This is a genomic window from Brevundimonas sp. NPDC046655, from assembly GCF_044901625.1.
Taxonomy (GTDB): Bacteria; Pseudomonadota; Alphaproteobacteria; order Caulobacterales; family Caulobacteraceae; genus Brevundimonas.
Window position 1 is genome coordinate 15,677 of the sequence record NZ_JBJDPV010000010.1, and the last position, 17,354, is coordinate 33,030.

At 65.2% G+C, this 17,354-nt stretch carries 15 protein-coding genes, 1 tRNA gene and 1 pseudogene; 9 read left to right on the forward strand and 8 right to left on the reverse strand.

Translation table 11 applies throughout. From position 1 onward, the window contains the following. Positions 1-58 precede the first annotated feature (58 nt). The gene (locus tag ACI2KI_RS17150; RefSeq protein WP_404621973.1) at positions 59-541 is read right to left on the reverse strand and encodes a chemotaxis protein CheW; all 483 of its coding nucleotides are present in this window, start codon (positions 539-541) and stop codon (positions 59-61) included. After that, positions 538-3,354, reverse strand: coding sequence for a chemotaxis protein CheW (locus ACI2KI_RS17155; protein ID WP_404621975.1), 2,817 nt, complete (start codon positions 3,352-3,354; stop codon positions 538-540). Before ACI2KI_RS17155 ends, ACI2KI_RS17150 begins: the two co-directional genes overlap by 4 nt. 335 nt (positions 3,355-3,689) lie before the next feature. Here ACI2KI_RS17155 and ACI2KI_RS17160 point away from each other — a divergent pair, with 335 nt between their 5' ends. The 3 genes from ACI2KI_RS17160 to ACI2KI_RS17170 all read left to right on the forward strand — a co-directional run bounded on the left by ACI2KI_RS17160 (position 3,690) and on the right by ACI2KI_RS17170 (position 5,317). Next, a complete protein-coding gene (locus ACI2KI_RS17160; protein ID WP_404621977.1) occupies positions 3,690-4,076 on the forward strand; it encodes a response regulator in 387 nt (128 codons plus the stop codon). Between the two features lie 2 nt (positions 4,077-4,078). Next, positions 4,079-4,414 (forward strand): hypothetical protein, encoded by a 336-nt coding sequence (locus ACI2KI_RS17165; protein WP_404621979.1) that lies wholly within the window; start codon positions 4,079-4,081, stop codon positions 4,412-4,414. Between the two features lie 210 nt (positions 4,415-4,624). Beyond that, positions 4,625-5,317, forward strand: coding sequence for a sodium:calcium antiporter (locus ACI2KI_RS17170; RefSeq protein ID WP_404621981.1), 693 nt, complete (start codon positions 4,625-4,627; stop codon positions 5,315-5,317). Between the two features lie 121 nt (positions 5,318-5,438). Here the strand turns inward: ACI2KI_RS17170 and ACI2KI_RS17175 are convergent. The 3 genes and pseudogenes from ACI2KI_RS17175 to ACI2KI_RS17185 all read right to left on the reverse strand — a co-directional run. Beyond that, positions 5,439-5,912: pseudogene (locus tag ACI2KI_RS17175) on the reverse strand (integrase core domain-containing protein); the annotation flags it as partial. Between the two features lie 7 nt (positions 5,913-5,919). Next, positions 5,920-6,276 carry a GNA1162 family protein gene (locus ACI2KI_RS17180; protein ID WP_404621983.1) on the reverse strand — a complete coding sequence of 119 codons (357 nt, stop codon included), beginning with the start codon at positions 6,274-6,276 and terminating at the stop codon, positions 5,920-5,922. Further along, entirely contained in the window at positions 6,276-6,932 is a 657-nt protein-coding gene (locus ACI2KI_RS17185) for a DUF4810 domain-containing protein (protein ID WP_404621985.1), read from the reverse strand. The genes ACI2KI_RS17180 and ACI2KI_RS17185 overlap by 1 nt, the downstream gene beginning before the upstream one ends. A 31-nt stretch (positions 6,933-6,963) precedes the next feature. Here ACI2KI_RS17185 and ACI2KI_RS17190 point away from each other — a divergent pair, with 31 nt between their 5' ends. From ACI2KI_RS17190 to ACI2KI_RS17200, 3 genes are all read left to right on the forward strand, one after another. Continuing rightward, a complete protein-coding gene (locus ACI2KI_RS17190; RefSeq protein ID WP_404621987.1) occupies positions 6,964-7,635 on the forward strand; it encodes a hypothetical protein in 672 nt (223 codons plus the stop codon). 180 nt (positions 7,636-7,815) lie between these two features. After that, entirely contained in the window at positions 7,816-11,211 is a 3,396-nt protein-coding gene (locus ACI2KI_RS17195; protein WP_404621989.1) for an STY4851/ECs_5259 family protein, read from the forward strand. Beyond that, positions 11,208-12,473, forward strand: a complete 1,266-nt coding sequence (locus ACI2KI_RS17200) for a DEAD/DEAH box helicase (RefSeq protein WP_404621991.1) — start codon at positions 11,208-11,210, stop codon at positions 12,471-12,473. The genes ACI2KI_RS17195 and ACI2KI_RS17200 overlap by 4 nt, the downstream gene beginning before the upstream one ends. A 976-nt stretch (positions 12,474-13,449) precedes the next feature. Here ACI2KI_RS17200 and ACI2KI_RS17205 read toward each other — a convergent pair. Next, a complete protein-coding gene (locus ACI2KI_RS17205) occupies positions 13,450-13,857 on the reverse strand; it encodes a DUF5681 domain-containing protein (RefSeq protein ID WP_404621993.1) in 408 nt (135 codons plus the stop codon). Further along, a complete protein-coding gene (locus ACI2KI_RS17210) occupies positions 13,823-14,212 on the reverse strand; it encodes a hypothetical protein (protein ID WP_404621995.1) in 390 nt (129 codons plus the stop codon). The genes ACI2KI_RS17205 and ACI2KI_RS17210 overlap by 35 nt, the downstream gene beginning before the upstream one ends. Positions 14,213-14,522: 310 nt before the next feature. On the opposite strand from ACI2KI_RS17210, the gene ACI2KI_RS17215 reads away from it, so the two are divergent. The 3 genes from ACI2KI_RS17215 to ACI2KI_RS17225 are packed head-to-tail and all read left to right on the forward strand — an operon-like array spanning position 14,523 to position 16,842. Further along, positions 14,523-14,780, forward strand: a complete 258-nt coding sequence (locus tag ACI2KI_RS17215; protein ID WP_404621997.1) for a DUF3489 domain-containing protein — start codon at positions 14,523-14,525, stop codon at positions 14,778-14,780. After that, entirely contained in the window at positions 14,777-15,208 is a 432-nt protein-coding gene (locus ACI2KI_RS17220) for a DUF2924 domain-containing protein (protein ID WP_404621999.1), read from the forward strand. Before ACI2KI_RS17215 ends, ACI2KI_RS17220 begins: the two co-directional genes overlap by 4 nt. Continuing rightward, positions 15,205-16,842, forward strand: coding sequence for a recombinase family protein (locus ACI2KI_RS17225; protein WP_404622001.1), 1,638 nt, complete (start codon positions 15,205-15,207; stop codon positions 16,840-16,842). Before ACI2KI_RS17220 ends, ACI2KI_RS17225 begins: the two co-directional genes overlap by 4 nt. Positions 16,843-17,249: 407 nt before the next feature. Here the strand turns inward: ACI2KI_RS17225 and ACI2KI_RS17230 are convergent. Continuing rightward, positions 17,250-17,339: transfer RNA gene (locus ACI2KI_RS17230), tRNA-Ser, on the reverse strand. Positions 17,340-17,354 lie beyond the last annotated feature (15 nt).

Here is a 17,354-nt window from a genome sequence, read left to right on the forward strand (position 1 = left end):
CGGTGAGGGCGAGGGGCGGGCGGCGATAGGTGGAAATGAGGGAAAGGCGGCCGGGCTGTCAGGCCGGGGCCTCGCCGATGGGCGGCGAAGGGTCGTTCAGGGTCAGGACGGCGGCGGTGCGCAGCACCAGCATCAGCGCGTCCTCGAGCCGGTATAGGCCGTCGCACAGGTCGCGCCAGGCGGGCGACAGGGTCGGCGGCGTCGGTTCGTGCGCCGAGGGCGGCAGCCACAGCACGTCCCCCACATCGTCGACCATCAGGGCGTACAGCTCGCCCGAGGCCTGTTCGACGATGACGCAGACGCCCGTGTCGCCCGGCCCGTCGGTCACCGGCGCGAGGCCGAGGCGGCGGCGCATGTCGATGGCGGTGACGATGCGGCCACGCAGGTTCAGCGAGCCGGCGATCTCGGGCGGGGCCAGGGGGATGCGATGGACCCGCGCCTGGGTGATGACGTCCTGCACCTCCAGCACAGGCACGCCGAAGGTGTGCCCGCCGATGCTGACCGAGACCAGTCCGGCTTCCGCCGTCTGCGGCGCGCTCACGCCGCCGCGCTTTCGGGCGTCAGGGCGCTGGACACGGCGTCCAGCAGGAAACCCGTGTCCACGGCCGAGCCGCCGCCGCCGTTCACCAGACTCAGGCTCAGCAGGGGGGTGGCGTGCCAGCGCTCGGCCGCGGCCAGGACGCGGGCGAAGGCGCGCGCGCGGCCGGGCTGCAGGTCGGCCAGGATGAGGTCGAACCGCTCCTCGGCGTCGTGGCGGGCCAGGGCGGCCTCGGCGTCGGGGGTCACGGTCACGTCGTAGCCCGCGCGGTCCAGCAGCGGCCGCAGCAGCAACTGGGAGAAGGCGCTGGGATCGACGATCAGCAGGCGTTTCAGCTTGGCAGACGGGCCGGTCTCGGCCGGCGGGGCGGCGGCGAAGGCGCGTCGCCAGTAGGCCTCGACGTCGATCAGGTCGGCGGCCTGCTCCAGCACGATCAGGCTGCCCAGCGTCAGCCCGCCCGCGCCGCCGATGTGGGGCTGGGCCGCCGTCTCGACGATGTCGACGATCTCGTCGATCAGCAGGCCGAGGGCCTGGTCGCCTCGTGCGAAGACCAGCAGGGGACGGCGGCCGGGGCCGGACCAGTTCGGCGCGCCGCCGTCGGCGTCGAGGACCGGCATCAGGCGGCCGCGATAGCGCAGGACGGCGCGGCCCTCGACCCGTTCGATCTGGCCGGCCTCGACCTCCTCGATGCGGGCCACCTCGGCCAGGGGCGCGGCCCGCAGCGGGGCGTCGTCGGCCCGGAACAGCAGCAGGGCCTCCGCCTCGGCTTCGGGCGCGGCCTGCGCCGGGCCGGCGGCGTCGGACATCCCTGCGGCGGTCTCGTCGATCCCGGCGGCGCGCGCGGTGCCCTTGGGGTCGAGGATCAGGATCACCGACCCGTCGCCCAGGATGGTCGCGCCCGAATAGAGCCGCAGATGGCGCAGCGCCCCGGCCGTCGGCTTGACCACGATCTCCTCGATGTCGAAGACGCGGTCGACGATGACGCCGAAGACGCAGGCGCCGAAGCGGATGACGACGATGCAGGTCTCGCTCTCGGCCTGGGGCGGGCGGTCGTCGTCCAGCCTGAGCAGGCGCCGCAGCGACACCAGGGGCAGCAGCCGCTCGCGCAGGCGCAGCACCGGGGCACCGTCGATCTGTTCGATGCAGCGGCCCGAGCCGTCGCCGGCGTTGATCAGCTCCACGATCGACGACTGCGGCAGGGCGAAGCGTTCGCCGCCCGCCTCGACGATCAAGGCCGAGACGATGGTCAGGGTCAGGGGAATGCGGACGGTGAAGCAGGCGCCCCGGCCCTCGGTTGACTTCAGCTCGATCACCCCGCCGATCTGCTCGATGTTGGCGCGCACCACGTCCATGCCGACCCCGCGCCCGGAGACGCTGGTCACCTGGGACGCGGTCGAGAACCCGGCGCGGAAGATCAGCTGCATCGCCTCGGCGTCGCTCATCTGCTCGGCCTCGACGGGCGAGGCCAGGCCCAGGGCGACCGCCTTGGCCCGCAGGCGCGCCACCGACAGGCCGCGGCCGTCGTCGGCCACCTCGATGAGGATGGCGCCGCCCTCGTGGCGCGCTGACAGGGTGATGCGGCCCTTCTCGGGCTTGCCCGCGGTGCGGCGCTGCTCCGGCGTCTCCAGCCCGTGGTCGGCGGCGTTGCGGATCATGTGGGTGAGCGGATCGCGGATCAGCTCCATCACCTGGCGGTCCAGCTCGGTGTCCCCGCCGGTCATGACCAGTTCGATGCGCTTGCCGAGCTCGTTCTCCAGGTCGCGCACCAGTCGGGGCAGCTTGGCCCAGGCGCCGCTGATCGGCTGCATCCGCGCGACCATGACCTTTTCCTGGATCTCGCTGGTCACCTGGTTGAGCCGGTGCAGCGGAGCCTTGAAGGGACTTTCCGGCTCCAGCCGCAGGGTCTGGATCATCTGGTTGCGGATCAGCACCAGTTCGCTGACCGAGCGCATCAGCTGCTCCAGCATCTCGACGGTGATGCGGATGGTCGCGGCGGACTTGCCCGCCCCGTTCGGCGCGGGAGCGGCGGCCGGTGCGGCGGCTGGGGGCGGCGTCGGCGCCGCATGCAGGCGGTCGCGCAGTTCCCTGACGTCGTCCGGCGCGGCGCCCAGGGCCTCCAGCGCGACGGCGACCGCCGCGAACAGGGCCTCGTGCGGCCCCTCGGGCAGGCGGATGTCGGCGATGTCCGCCAGCGCCCGCGTCAGGGCCGAGGCGTCGCCGCCGCGCGCCGAGCCGAGCAGCCCCTGAAGCAGCGCGGCCTGCAGCAGGACGGGATCCGCCTCGCCGAGCAGGGGCTCGCGCAGCAGCGACGGCGTGGCGGCCTCGGCGGCCGCGTCCAGCACGGCGTCGCCGCCCAGACGTTCGATCAATGGACGTTCGATCAATGGGCGCTCGATCAAGGAGCGGTCGCTCGGGAGGGCGGCCCCGGCCGGGACCGGCGTGGCGACGCAGGCGGCTTCCAGCCGAGCGATCAGGGCGGCGTCTTCGCCCGCCGGCTCCTCGCCGGTGGCGTCCAGGGCGTCGATCAGGCCGCGGATAAGGTCCACGGCCTCAAGGATGGTGGTCACGGCGGCGGCGCTGACCGTCAGGGAGCCGTCTCGGAACCCGCCCAGTACCTCCTCGGCCGCATGGGCGACACGCTGCAGCCGCACCAGGCCGATAAAGCCGCAGGCGCCCTTGATGGTGTGCATCAGGCGGAAGACGCTGGCCAGGGGCGCCGGGTCGCGTGGGTCGCGCTCGAAGCGCACCAGTTCGCTGTCCAGCGCCTCGAGGCCCTCGCGCGTTTCCGCGATGAAGTCGCTCAGAACCTCGTCCACAGCCTCTCCCTGACTGTTGCGGCGTCAGGTCCGGCGGGCGGCTGGCGCCAAGCGAATGAACGCATGGGGTGGCGCTGTTATCCATAGATTCGAAGTTTTCGCCACGACAAAAGTCGATATTGCAGCGCTAACTCATAGCAAATAAAATATTCTATACTGAATTAAATCGCTCGATTCGTTATCTATTTATTCTATGTGGACCTGAAAATGCGCCTGTGGTGCATTTTATGTTTCTTATCGGCGATAACATTTTGGATTTGATTTGTATCAATGTCCAGAATTTATTCAGAATGTCGCGGCTTCACTGGCGTCATCAATTACGGGGGCGGGGTGACATGGCTGTCGACAAGACGATGAAGATCCTAGTCGTGGACGACTACAAGACGATGGTGCGGATCGTCAGGGGGCTGCTGAACCAGCTGGGCTTCCACAATGTGGACGAGGCTACCGACGGCCCGACCGCGCTGACGATGATCGGCGCCGGGGGCTACGGCCTGGTGCTGTCGGACTGGAACATGGCGCCGATGACGGGCTACGAGTTGCTGAAGGCGGTGCGCGCCGATCCCAAGACCAAGTCCTTGCCGTTCGTCCTGGTGACCGCCGAGGCGAAGGTCGAGAACGTCATCGCCGCGCGGCAGGCCGGCGTGAACAACTACATCATCAAGCCCTTCACCCACGCCGTGCTGAAGCAGAAGCTGACGGCCGTCCTGGGCGAGTTCTGACGGTGGGGGAGGCGTTTGACGACATCATCGCCGCCGTTCGGCGGGATCTGGAGGCCGCGGCGGGGGGGCTGATGGCGGCCTCGGAGGCGGGGCTGCGCGCCGTCGCCGTGGCGCGCGACGGCGACGGCGAGGCCCTGACGCGGATCGAGGCGGCGTTTCTCGCCGTGCTGGAGGCCTGCGCCTTCGAGGACCTGATCGGCCAGCGGCTGACCCGGCTCGCCATGGTCGCGAGCGAGCGATCGGCGCCGCAGGACGCGCTCCTGAACGGACCCGCGCTGCCGGGGCAGGGCCTGGACCAGGCGGAGATCGACGCCTGGCTGTCCGCGGATGAAACCTGAGGCGCGAGCGTGATCGACTTGCCGAGCCTTGGCGGCCGGAGTACGGCGCATTCGAACTGGCGGTGTCGTTTCGCGGAAGGCTAGGCTTTGTATTGTCAGCATCCGTGTCGAGTTGATCACTTCCGGGACCCGCTACTAACGGCTTCAAGGGATGAACGTCTGCGCGGGTCCACTTTCGTTCGCCCGAGCCAGTCCCAACTGTATGGCGAGTTGGCTACCCTTTGGCGCGATGGCGGTATTGGCACCCTCGCCGTTCTGGCCTTGCTCGCCGCCGGCGCGACTGTTGGCCTCTCCCGCGAGGCTGGCATCATCTTCCTGATCGCGATGGGAGGGTATGTTTATTATGCCTACCGCCAGGAACGATTGGGAGCGCCCCACAGTGCCGCTTATGATCGTGCCGTGGCGATGGAAGAAATCGACCCGGCCCTGATCCCGCAGGAGCAATCCGGCGGGAGGCTCTCGGTGGCCATTCTCCTTTTTCTGGTTGGTCTCGTATTGATAGTGAGCGGCGGATCGCTTTTGGTGGATGGTGCCATCAAGATTGCAGAGCAGCTCGGAGTGAGCGACGCTGTCATCGGTCTGACAATCGTGGCGGTTGGAACGTCCTTCCCGGAGCTGGTCACCTCTGCCGTGGCTGCCTATCGCAAGGAAGGTGACATTGCTCTGGGCAATGTCCTCGGCTCCAACATTTACAACATCTTGTTTATAGGCGGCATCACTGGCGTGGTGGCTCCCACCGAAGTACCTGCCAGCATGATGGCCTTTGACCTCCTGTTGCTGGTGGCGGTGTCGCTGGTTGTCATGGTTTTCGCCTTCTCCGGAGGCCGGTTGAGCAGAAATGAAGGCTTCGCCCTCGTCGCATCTTACGCTGCATACACGGCCTATACGGTCGGCATGTTCTGACAGCCGGCACATCTTTGCTGGGTGCTGTCAGTCTAACGCTAAAGGTGCTCCACTTCGAAGGCTGCAAGCCATTGGTGGAGAAGGCGTTTTATGAAACCGCTATTGACGTGCCCCTGAATTTTCATCCAGCGGCGACCAGAGTCCTTGGGTTAGTTACGCCTCGCAGCGTGGGATGAGCAACAGGCCGGACCGCGCAGCTTTCATCCTGCGCAGCGGGTCGGCCTGTTGCGGTCAGACTGGCGGCAAAAGCCTCCGGGGTGAGGTAGCCGATCGATGAATGCGGCCGGCGGGTGTTGTAGTCCAGCGCCCAGGCGGCGACCTTCTGGCGGGCGTGGTCGAGGCCGAAGAACAGGCTTTCGTTCAACAGTTCGTCGCGCATCCGCCCGTTGAAGGATTCCACAAACCCGTTCTGGGTCGGCTTGCCCGGCACGATGTAGTGCCAGTCGACGCCTTGATCCTGCGCCCAGGCCAGGATGGCCGTGGACGTAAACTCCGTGCCGTTGTCGCTGACGATCATGGCAGGACGGCCCCGCCGAGAGATCAGCGCTGTCAGCTCTCGCGCGACGCGGCGTCCCGAGATCGAGGTGTCGGGGATCGTGCCCTCAGACACGCCGTGCTTGCGCGCCAGCTCGCCCGCTTTCGCGCCGGCCTCGTTCTCCCGCAGCTTGGTGCACCAGGCCGGCGTCAGACAGGCCTTCGTCGTCGAGCACCCGCTTCACCATGTGCGCCGGGAAGACATAGTAGCCGCGCTCCGCTACGGGGCGGGAGATGGTCGACACGAAATAGTCGGCCGCATCGACATTGACCGTCGAGTTCAACGCCGGGACGACGAGGACGCTGCGTGGGTTCTCGGCGCGGAAGGAGGCGTAGGGTTTTGGAGTCGGCGCCGTCACACAGGCTGCTGTGGCCAGTGGCGTCGCGAGGGCGGCGGCGAGGATCAGCTGGGATCGCATGCGCATTAGTTCTGCCCTCCGGCGACCGCCTGCGACGGTTCAATCTGGTTGATCACCCGGTCCATGAAGCGGGCGGACTCAGGAAACAGGGCGCGCTCTTGCTGGAAGTGTTGAAGCGCTGCGGCGCGCTCCCCCTCTTCGAGGTAGAGGTAGCCGAGTTCCGCATGCAGACCCGGCGCGACCGCGTTGCGCTTCTGACCGAGTTCAATGGCCTGTTCGAGGGAGGTCTTGTAGACGCTGCGGCTCTCGGGGTTCTGCGTGTAGGCGTAAAGAGCTTGTTCGTATCCTGGCGCGTCAGGCCACGCGCATCGCGCGGCCTTGACGGTGCAAAGCCAAGGACGCGCGCCCGAGACGTCGGCTGGAATATGGCGGGCTTCGAAGGCGGCGTTGTGGGCCACAAGGATGTCGGCCGAAGACACTTCATCAAGGAAGGCGGCAAGCGCTGCGTTCGTGCACAAGGGAGCTTCGGCGAGGTCGGCCGGCGTAAGATGGTGGATGGCCATGGCGTGAAAGGAGATCTCACCAAGGGGTTTGTAGCGTTGGATGCGCGGCCGCTCCGCGGTCCAGCTGCCGAGGCGTGAAACGACGTCGACGGCAGCGATTTCGATGATCTCGGAGGGAGAGCCGCCGCTGGTTTCGATATCAATGACCCTGAACCGCATGCAGCGCCTCCCTCTTGCTACCGGGTCACGTATGGCCGAGCTTTCCGTCAGAATCGGTCGTGATGGGGGCGACATGTCGGATTTGGAAATGGAGATCGTGGCGCGATGCCGGGCCTTGGGCTTGGGGCGATGCGGTCTCGGATCTATCCGCAACTTCATCGCCAGCGCCTTCCATCACGCCAGTCTTGCAGGGACCTTGCCGGCGGATCGCCACGTTGCCTTTAACAGCGCCATTCGCTTTGCGACCAATCGGATCGCCTGCGGAGGGCGGGATGGCGCCAGTATCTGGGGCAGCCGCGTGCTGAGCCAGCGCGCCCTCGACCTGCGCGAGGCTCTGCTGGCAGACGATCTGCCAGCGCGCGCTAAGGCGAAGGTTTGGACGCAGGGCGTAACCTTCGAACATCAAGACCCTGTCTGGGAGGTCCAGGACTGGATCGACAAGACCGAGGGCCTCGACGTCGATGACGTAATCAGACGACTGCTCATCCATCCCGCCGTCGTCATCCTGCGCGACGAAGAGAAGGCGATCCCTGGAAAATTTCGGAGCCGGGGCCGTCCGGATGAGCGCTATGGGGCGGCGGACATTGCGGTGGTGACCGTGGAGGAGGGCACAGGTGCGCTGTTCAGAGCACGGTTATGGCCCGACCGCCCCCAGCGAAAGAGCAAGTATCATTGGGCGTTCGAACCCTTTGATGACCTGTGACCGCCTCTGATCGAGCGAGTTCACTTATTTGTTGAACGGCGTTCACCTGATGGCAAGTGTTGCCGGTTGAGGTGAGCCTGGGTCTGGGGGACGAAGGTGTCGGGGCAGGGTAAGCTTACTGGGATTAGGCGAGCATCGATTAGTGAGCTTCGCCAGATCTACGAACAGCAAGACGGGGACGTGGGCGTCCTGGAGGGCTTGAGCGCCGAGCTTAAGAAGCGTTCCTGCGACGCTGGATTTGACCTGCTGGCGGAAGTCGCACGTGCGCTGGTGGCTGCACGGAAAGTTCAGCCGATTGAAACCCAACATCCAGCCTTGGCAGTTTTAGGCGCCCGCCAGCTCCCGCGGGCTGACGGCCGTCCCCTCTATCGTTATCGCGTGACCATCAGTGAGTGGGAGCGACTTCGCCGTCATCTCCTGCAAATGACACGTGTAAAGGCGATCGAACACGCCGACGATCGCGACGCTGCAGCCTTCGCTCTATACGCGGCTGAATGGTATCGCCGCGAATTTGAAGGCGGCGCTTATCGCTGGGAAGCTTTGCTTGAGAGCATCGGCGGGGTCGCGCCCGAGATTACGGCGCGGCTCGCTCGCCGAGGATTGAAGTGGTGGGGACGCAGCACCCATCGGACGGATCATGGCGAACAGCGATTGATGTCTTTGGCGTTGGAGGGCGGCTTTCCCACGCGGTTGCTGGACTCGAGAGAGCAGGGTTGGCTCTCAGGCGCTCTTCGACGTCTAATAGCCCGCGCTGCCGTCCTCGGCGATCAAGGCTTAGAGGCGACGGTTGAATTGGCGGTAGCAGAACCCGCCATTCCCCAGACTTTTCGCAAGCCTGAATTCTTCACCTTGCTTGCGGAGTTAGCCCTGGCGATCGTCGACCTGCGGACGAGCGCTTCGCATGAGGCGACGACCGCAGGTGTTTCGACCTCGGCTTGGTTAGATGCGCGACGAGAAGGCTGGAAGGACGAACTGCCCATCGCCTTGGAGGGCGAAGGCGCCAGTAAGCTGATTGATGAGCTCGTCAGTCAAAGTTTGGACCGGCTGGGCGGCCGCGGGGCCCGATGCTGGCGTATGTTGGTGCGCCGCGACGGTGTCTGGACGCCGGCTCTGAAACTCGCCTTCGACGGCGAAATCCGTGTGCCAGCTGCCGTGCGCGCGATGTCGTCGAGATTGCGTCTCTACGCGATCGGTGATCTGGGGGACCGGCTGGCGGGGGAGTTGGCGCTCCTCGACCCTCCTGGAGAAGACGGCGCCTGGGTCGCGCGACCGCGCCCTGCCGCACCGCGTCGTCCTCTGCGCAACTACGCTTTTTCATCGCCGGTGGAAGTTGAGCTACGCTCGGACGGGCAGCGCGTTGCGGCCTTTAACTGGTCCACTGCGGGTCAGCCGCTTTACGGCGAAGTCTTAGCCTTTATCGACGATCAGGATCTTGAAGCGGGTTCGGCCGAAACACTCTCCTTGTTAGGCGGCGGATCCCAACGGGCGCGAAATCGCGCCATCTATGTTTGGGCGCCGGCGGACCATGAGGCGAAAACTCTAGAGGGAATGGCGGTTCCCTGCCTATGGGAGGATCAAGCGCATCGCCTGTTTTGCTTGTGCGAGCCTGCCTATGTGAGCGGGCCGGGCGATGATCTGGCTTTTTTCTACGAGCCGAATACGGCCGCGGGAAAAGCCGAGTCGCTCGATTTCGCAGGCGAACCATGCCGGGGTGTGGCCTGTGTTGCGGGCCGCCCGGTTTTTTGCGGGGCGCCCGTTGTCTCATTGCTTTCCGGTGTAGCTAAGAACGCGTTCGGATTCGGACAGGTGATGTGGCGCTATGAAGGCGAGCAGCCCTGGCGCGACCTTAAGCGTGAGCGGCTTGGCTTTGGACGGATCGAAGTGGTTTGGCGCGCCAGCGAAACCCGAACGGCGCGGGACCGTCGGCGTCTGATCGTTCTCCCGCCGGATCTAGAGGTGCGCGGTCGCGCCGGCGCCCAGGGCGCTGCGGATTTTTGGCTGGAAGGCGCAGAGGGCTGGAGGCTCGAACTTGAAGGGGCCCACGCCTACGGTGTGGAGCGCCTCGAACGCGGCGTGCGGGTGAAGTGGTCGATCGATCGGCGAAACGCGATTGATCTGCAGTTGATTTCGCCTGAGGGGCGGTCGGCCAAAGTGACAACGCGCTTTCCGTTGGGCGACGGCGCTCTCGTGGGCGCAAACGGGTCGGTGTTGGGCGGCGACGCGGTTCTGACCCTCAAACAACTCCGTGGCGCGCGCGCGTTCGCGCGCGGAAAAGGCAAACTTGCGATCGAAACCACCGATCGTGATAATCGAACCGTCTACCATCAGGTCTTTGACGACGAGTGCTCGCTCTGGTCGCTAAGAGACAGGATCGCGGCGTTGATGGAGGCGTCCGGCGATCTCGACGCCGAGGTGCGCGTCGCTTTTGAGCCGAACGGGCCCGCTCTACGTGTCAGGCGATATGTGCATGCCCTGGAGGTCGCTCGCGGGACTGTACGTCTGAGGAAGCCGACGGAAGGCGACGGACGTCCGCTGTCTTTCGAATGGCGATCACTGATCGACCTGTCTGAAAATGGTCAACGGTTGGTGGCGTCGATGAGCGTCGCCGATGCGATGTCGATGCGGCCGTTCAGTTTGCCGGAAGACTTGATCGGACCGGGGTTGGTCTATTTGCGCCAAGGGGAAGCGATTGTCAGCCGTCCCCATTTCGTCCACGGTGCCCCGATCGACGGCCAGGACCTCAACCGCCTGCAAACCGCGGTCGTGCAAGATCGATCGTCGTTCAAGCCGGCGCTCGACGCCGCGTTCGCCACCATAGAAGGCGGCGGCGCCGCGGCGGATGTCGAACTACAATGGCTGCATCAGCTGGCGACGCTCGCCGCGACCCTGCCAGCCACGACATTTGATGTGCTCAAACACCTTGGCCGTCGCTCGCGCATTTTGGCGCACTTGATCGCCTCCAGCCCCAACGAGGAGGCTTTAGAGCGTGTTTGGGCGTTAGAGCCGGAACTCCCGTTCCTTTGGGTGTTGGTGTCGTTGGATGACTGGCGGCACGCCTTTGCTGAGCAATATCAACGCACTTGGCGGGCGCTCCGGGGGTTGGGTTGGGAAGAGGCCAAGGCGCATGCCACCGCAGCGGCCCAGATCAACACTTTGCTCGATAAGCTTCTGTTGCTTGATGACGATCTGCGCGCGCCGATGGCTGCGGCTGGCTTGCGCGTCCGCGGCGAGCGGCCCCAGCGCTCGCCGAGGGAGGTCGGCCAGGATCGTATTCGCCGAATGGCCGGCTCTGAACAGGGGCCTCGCCGAAGCTCCTGCTTCATGGCCGACCCTGATCTGCGCGCTGAACTTCTGAGCTTGGCGGATTGGTTCCAGAGCTTCCATGAAGACCAATGGGAGGGCGTTCAGGCTCCCCTGGTGGCCGCCCTTCGGGCTGCCGGCAAGGTGACGTTGCTGCCGCTTCACCGGCTGCGCATCCGCGAAGCCATGCTCGAAGACCCAGAGCACTTTTCTGAAGCCTATGAGGCTTGCCTTCTTTCCCTGTCTCACCCGTCTCCTGCCGAGGTCGCCCGATGATTGAGTCCAGCATCTTCCAAACCCTGGACGCGTTGCGCCACCGGACGACGGAAGCGGTGATCGGCCAATCGGGGCTCAATCATGTCGGCTTGGCTGCTGAGGTGCGGCGGCGGTTCGCTTCAACGGATCCCCTGCAGGGCGGCGTAATGCAGCATGCGGTGCTCGAAGCCGCGCCTGGCTACGTTGAAGCTGAGAAAACGATGGCTGAGCTTGCTGGCGCCTTGCTTCACCCCGAAACCGTCGGGGCGCTGGATGGCCATGACGACGATCGCCCGGACCGCTACCGTTTTCGTGCCGAATGGCGTCCCTATGCGCATCAAATCGCAGCCTGGCGGAAACTGAGCGACCCGAGCCGTCCTCAATCGGTTCTCGTCACCAGCGGCACGGGTTCGGGCAAGACCGAATGCTTCCTCGTGCCGATTATTGACGAACTGGCGCGACAATCGGACGGGTCAGGCCTGGAGGGCGTTCAGGCGGTGATCCTCTATCCGCTCAACGCCTTGATCGCGAGCCAGGAGGAGCGACTGAGAGATTGGACGGCGCCATTCAAGGGGCGGCTGCGATTCTGCCTTTACAATGGCCTGTTGCCTGACGAACTTCCTTCTCATCTCAAGCAGGGGCGGCCTGAAGCCGTTCGCGATCGCGCGACGTTGCGGGCAAGTCCGCCGCCGATCCTGGTGACTAACGTCACCATGCTGGAGTACATGCTGCTGCGGAAGGAGGACGCCCCGATCCTCGCCAAATCCCAAGGCAAGTTGCGCTACATCGTGCTGGACGAAGCGCATAGCTATGTCGGGGCGCAGGCGGCGGAGATCGCGCTGCTGCTTCGCCGCGTATGCCTCGGCTTCGGGGTGTCGCCGTCGGACGTTCGTTTCATAGCCACGTCGGCGACTATCGGCGGACCAGATTCCCAGGCCCAGCTGCAGAGGTTCTTAGCGGACGTTGCGGGCGTTCCGCTCGACCAGGTGACGGTGATCGAAGGTCAGCCCAAATGGCCGACGTTGCCCGCCCTCTCAGAAGGCCCTCTTAGCGACGCGCTTCACGCTCCAAACAGCGCGGAGGCCTATCAAACATTGGCCAGCCATCCAGCAACGCGTCCCTTGCTGAACCAGTTGCGTGAGGGGCCCATCGCTTGGTCCTCCGTGGAGCGCATCGCCGCCACCGCGGGCGCTACGCCCGAAGCCTTGGCCAGCCGGACGCGGATGACGTCGAGCAGCAGCCAGCTGGCGCCGTCATGGCCCCAGACCGTGCCGACGGAATAGTCAGCGGACGGGTCGGTGGACGCCGCCGGATCCCAGCTGTGCACGACCTTGTGGAGGGCATGTCGCTCTGGGGGCTCGTCGTAGAACTGGATCCGGTCCCAGCGGACATAGTCACCTTCCGTCGGGCTCGGGTTCTGCTGATACTGGGCTTCAAAGGCCCGGCCGCCCATCTCCGCACGGATCCGCTCCAGCACCTCGCGGGATTCGCGGGCCGGGTTGAGTACGTCTCCGATCCGCCGTGCATGGTTGCGGCCATGGGTGAGGGAGATGATCTCATCGCGAATGGCGATGGCCGGCAGGTCCAGGTGACGAAAGCCGCCTTTGGCTGTGAGGTGGGCCGAGACGTCGTCCTCATGCAGGCGTTGCTGGATGGCGATGATGGCGCCGGTTCGCTTATCGTCCAGACGGCTGAGAAGGGTCTCGTCGACGAACCTCTGAGCCTTGGCGCGAGCCTCCGGGAAGGTGGCGTCTTGAGCCTTCATCAGGTCGTCGATGATGATCAGGTCAGCGCCCAGGCCGGTCACCGTGCCGCCGACCGCGGTGGCGTAGCGATAGCCGCCCTGGCGCGTGGCCAGGTCGGCTTCGGTGTCGCGGACGATTGAGCGAGCGGTCTCTGGAAAAACCTGCGCATACCAGGTTGAGTTAATCACCTTTCGGAAATTGCGCGATAGGGCGGCAGAGAGGTCCTGGCCGTAGCTGGCGCAGATGATCCGCGTCTCCGGCCGACGTCCCAACAGCCAAGCGGGGAAGGCCACTGTCGTCATCACCGACTTCAGATGCCGCGGCGGCACGGTGATTTGAAGACGGCGGTTAGAACCGTCGGCCACATCCTCCAGCGCCCGCACCATGGCCGAGAGGTACCAACCGCGTGCGAGGGGCGTGCCGGGATTGAGGGTTGGGAAGACCAGATCCAGAAAGACGCCGAAGTCCCGTCGCGCGAGGGCGTGGACCATGGCGTCGGCCGGTAAGGGAAGGGTCATGCTGGCCTCCCTTCGCTCAGGTCTGCGAGATAGCGAGCGACGATCTCGTCGTACTCGGCCGGCTGAAGCTCGCTCGCTGGCGCCACTGCCTGCTCGCGGGCCACGGCCGCCGCATCCTCCTGGGCGTATTTCATCAAGGCGGCGAAGGCCTTGGCGTCGCCCTTGGCGGCCTTGTCGACCTGCTGGATGACAGCGACCCGGGCCTTGGACATCATTTGCGTCCGGCCGTTCTGAGTGACAGGGATGGAGCGCTCCAGTTCCTCACGGAACAGGGTGAGGAGGTTCTTGGCGCCTTTGGGCCGGCCTTTGGGGTTGCCGGATTGGCCGGGCTTGAAACGGGCCGCCTGAGGAGGCCGGCCGTAGCCGACCTCATAGGTACCTGACGACTTGGAAGATTTGGACATGGATCATCCCCCTCAAGCGGCCGCACGCGTGCGCACACGCGCGGCAGGCAGGGTGATGACGGGCGACGCGGCCTCCGACGGTGCGGAAAGCGCTTTCCGCCTTTCCGCACGGACCTGGCGGAAGGTCTGGCCGGTAGCCGGAGATGATCTTGTCCTGGGCGTTGATCAGGACCGGGACGAGGAAGCCGAACTGTCGAATGGTGCCGGCCAGGGCTGTGATGGCGCTCTTCTTGTGGATACGCAGTTTGCGAGACAGAGGCGCCAGGCCCGCGATGGGCCGGTTCTCGATCGCCAGTGCGAGGGTAGGGGGAAGCGAGGGCGCGATATCGGTCGCGTGGCCGTAACCCGAGGACATGATGATCTCCTGCAGTTAGGCGCGCGCCCGCAGTCGTGCGGGCACGGGATCCTGTGATGGGATGGAGGGGGAAGCGATGGCGATGGCTAGGAACACGGCCTGCCCGGCATCTATGGTCAAGGCTTCGAGAACAGCCTGATGCTGCGCAGCTAGGCAGCGGCTTTAAGTCCCGCAAGGCGACGCTTCGAATATTCCCACAAGCGGCTGGACTTGCGCTGCATTGGAAGCGGTAGTGATCCTGTTCCCGCCCGGCCTTCCGGGCTCAGGTCAGTAGAGCGCAAGCCGCGCTCGCAGACCTGAAGGAACTCCCATGTCGTCGTTCAAGAAGCCCGCTGCCGATGTCGCTGCGGCACCCGCCCCGACCTCCAAACTCGATCGTCTGATCGTCTTGCTGCAACAGGCCGATGGGGTGGGCATGCCGGCCATGATGGCGGCCACCGGCTGGCAGGCGCATTCGGTCCGCGGCGCTCTGGCCGGTGCCCTGCGCAAGAAGGGCCATGTGGTCCGGAGTGAGAAAACAGACGCCCGTCGTCTCTGGCGCATCATGTCGGTGGAGTCGCAGGCATGAGCGCCGATCTGGCGCAACAGCTGGCGGCGATCCAGGACATGGGCGTGGATGGCCTGAGGTCGGTCTGGAGGGAGCGGCTCGGCGAGCCGCCCCCGATCCGCTCGCGCGACATCCTGCGCCGGGCGCTGGCGGAACAGCTTCAGATGGTGGGTGCGGGTCGGGATGCATTGCTGGATCGGCGGCTGGTCAAGGTCGCCGCCCAGCATCGCACCGGATGCAAACCCAAGGTGCGGACGACGACCTTTAAGCCGGGTTCGACCTTAGTGCGCGAATGGCAGGGTGAGCGCCACCAGGTCGAGGTGGCTTCCGACGGCTACATCTGGAATGGCCAGAAGCACGCCAGCCTCTCCAAGGTCGCGCGTCTGATCACAGGCGTGCGGTGGAACGGACCTCGGTTCTTTGGTCTGAGAGAGGGGGAAGCCGCATGAAGACGCCCGCCCGTCCAATCCGCTGCGCCATCTACACCCGCAAGAGCACCGAAGAGGGGCTGGAGCAGGACTACAACTCGCTGCACGCCCAGCGCGACGCCTGCGCCGCCTACATTCTGTCCCAGGCTGGCGAAGGCTGGACCCTTCTGCCTGAGGTCTATGACGACGGCGGGTTCAGCGGCGGCAATATGGAGCGGCCGGCGTTGAAGCGGCTGATGGCGGAGATCGAGGCCGGGCGGATCGACGTGGTCGTGGTCTATAAGGTCGACCGGCTGACGCGGGCGCTCACTGACTTCTCTCGGATTGTGGATGTCCTAGATAAGGCGGGCGCCAGCTTCGTCAGCGTCACACAGGCCTTCAACACCACCACCTCCATGGGGCGACTGACCCTGAACGTCCTTTTGTCCTTCGCTCAGTTCGAGCGCGAGGTCACGGGCGAGCGCATCCGCGACAAGATCGCGGCGAGCAAGAAGCTCGGGATGTGGATGGGCGGCGGCGTTCCGTTCGGCTACGACCCGGACGGCCGCACGCTCGCCATCAATCCAGCCGAGGCGGAAACCGTGCGTGGCATCTATCGCCGCTACCTGGAACTGGGCTCGGTGCACCTGCTGTGCCGTGAACTGGCCGACCAGGGCGTCCTGTCGAAGCGAACCGTCAGCAAGACCGGCGTGGTGCGAGGCGGCGTGCCGATCGAACGGGGGGCGTTGTTCCATATCCTGCGCAACCGCATCTATATCGGCGAGATCCCCCACAACGGCACCCATTACCCCGGTCAGCATCCGGCCATCGTCGATCGCGACCTGTTCGACGCGGTCCAGGCCAAGCTCGGCGAGAAGCAGCGTCGGCCACGAGCGAAGGGGCAGCCGCGCCGGCCACATACGGGGGCGCCTCTCACGGGTTTGATTTACGACAGCGCCGGCAACCGCATGTCCCCCGTCAGTTGCTCGCGCAGGAATGGCGCGACCTACCGCTACTATATTTCGACCGCGATCCAGTCGGGGGCGCCGGATAAGGCGGGCGCCTGTCCGCGAGTGTCAGCGCCGATCGTCGAACAGGCCGTCGCGGACCACCTTCAGAAGTTGGGGCTCTGCCGACCGATCGACCTTGCGCCCGACTGGTCTCGCGTCCGCGATCTGCTTGATCGCGTGGAGGTCGAGCGCGATGCCCTGACGGTCGTGCTCGATGCTGAAAGGCTCGATCTGGCGACGCGTGATCTACAGGGGCGTGAGCGCCTGATTCTTGACCAGCTTGAGCGGAGAGAGGACGGGGTCTTGATTCGGATCCCGATGCGCATCCAGCGACGGGGCGGGAGCAAGATCGCCGTCGGCCCTCAGGGTCAATCCCCTTGGCATAAGGCGGCGGTGGATCCAGCCCTGAGTTCGGCCTTGATCCGAGCGGAATCCTGGAAGCGCAAGCTGTTGGCCGGCGAAGCGGACAGCCTTGAGAGCATCGCTAAAGCCGAGGGGGTAAAGGCCGCTTACGCCGCGCGCCTGATCCGAACCGCTTTTCTGGCGCCCGATCTGAAGCAGGCCATCCTTGATGGCGATCAGCCTGTGGGCCTGACCTTGCAGAAGGTCATGACCCAGGACGTTCCGCTCGATTGGGATGCGCAGCGGCGGCTCTATCGTGCCTGATCCGTTCGACGCCCTCGATCCCTGTTTAGGGCGAGGGCGTTCCCTGTTCCCCTAATATTTTTCCCTGATACGCCGTTTTGAATTCCCTGTTCCTGCAGCGGGAATTTGAGACCCATGATCTCTGCCATTGCCCGCCGCGCCTGGGGTTGCGCGGCGGTTCGTTCGTTGCGGGAACCAAGAGATCTGACGCGATTCCCTGTATTTCCCTGTAAACAGGCAAAGCGCCGTTGTCGGGCGCAAACCAAACCGACCATCGGCAAACGGAGACGGGGCGCGATAATGGCCGCTGAACAGGCGTGTTCAGTCGCGCCGGAGACGCCAGAATCGTCTCTGCTTGCGCGCAGGCCGCGGTAATGTCGGGGTAATTTTCAGAGAAACAGCGAACCGTCAGTCAGCGACTGACGGCGTGGCGGACAGAGAGGGATTCGAACCCTCGGTAGGCTTTCACCTACACACGCTTTCCAAGCGTGCGCGATCGACCACTCCGCCACCTGTCCGTTTCCACGACGTCG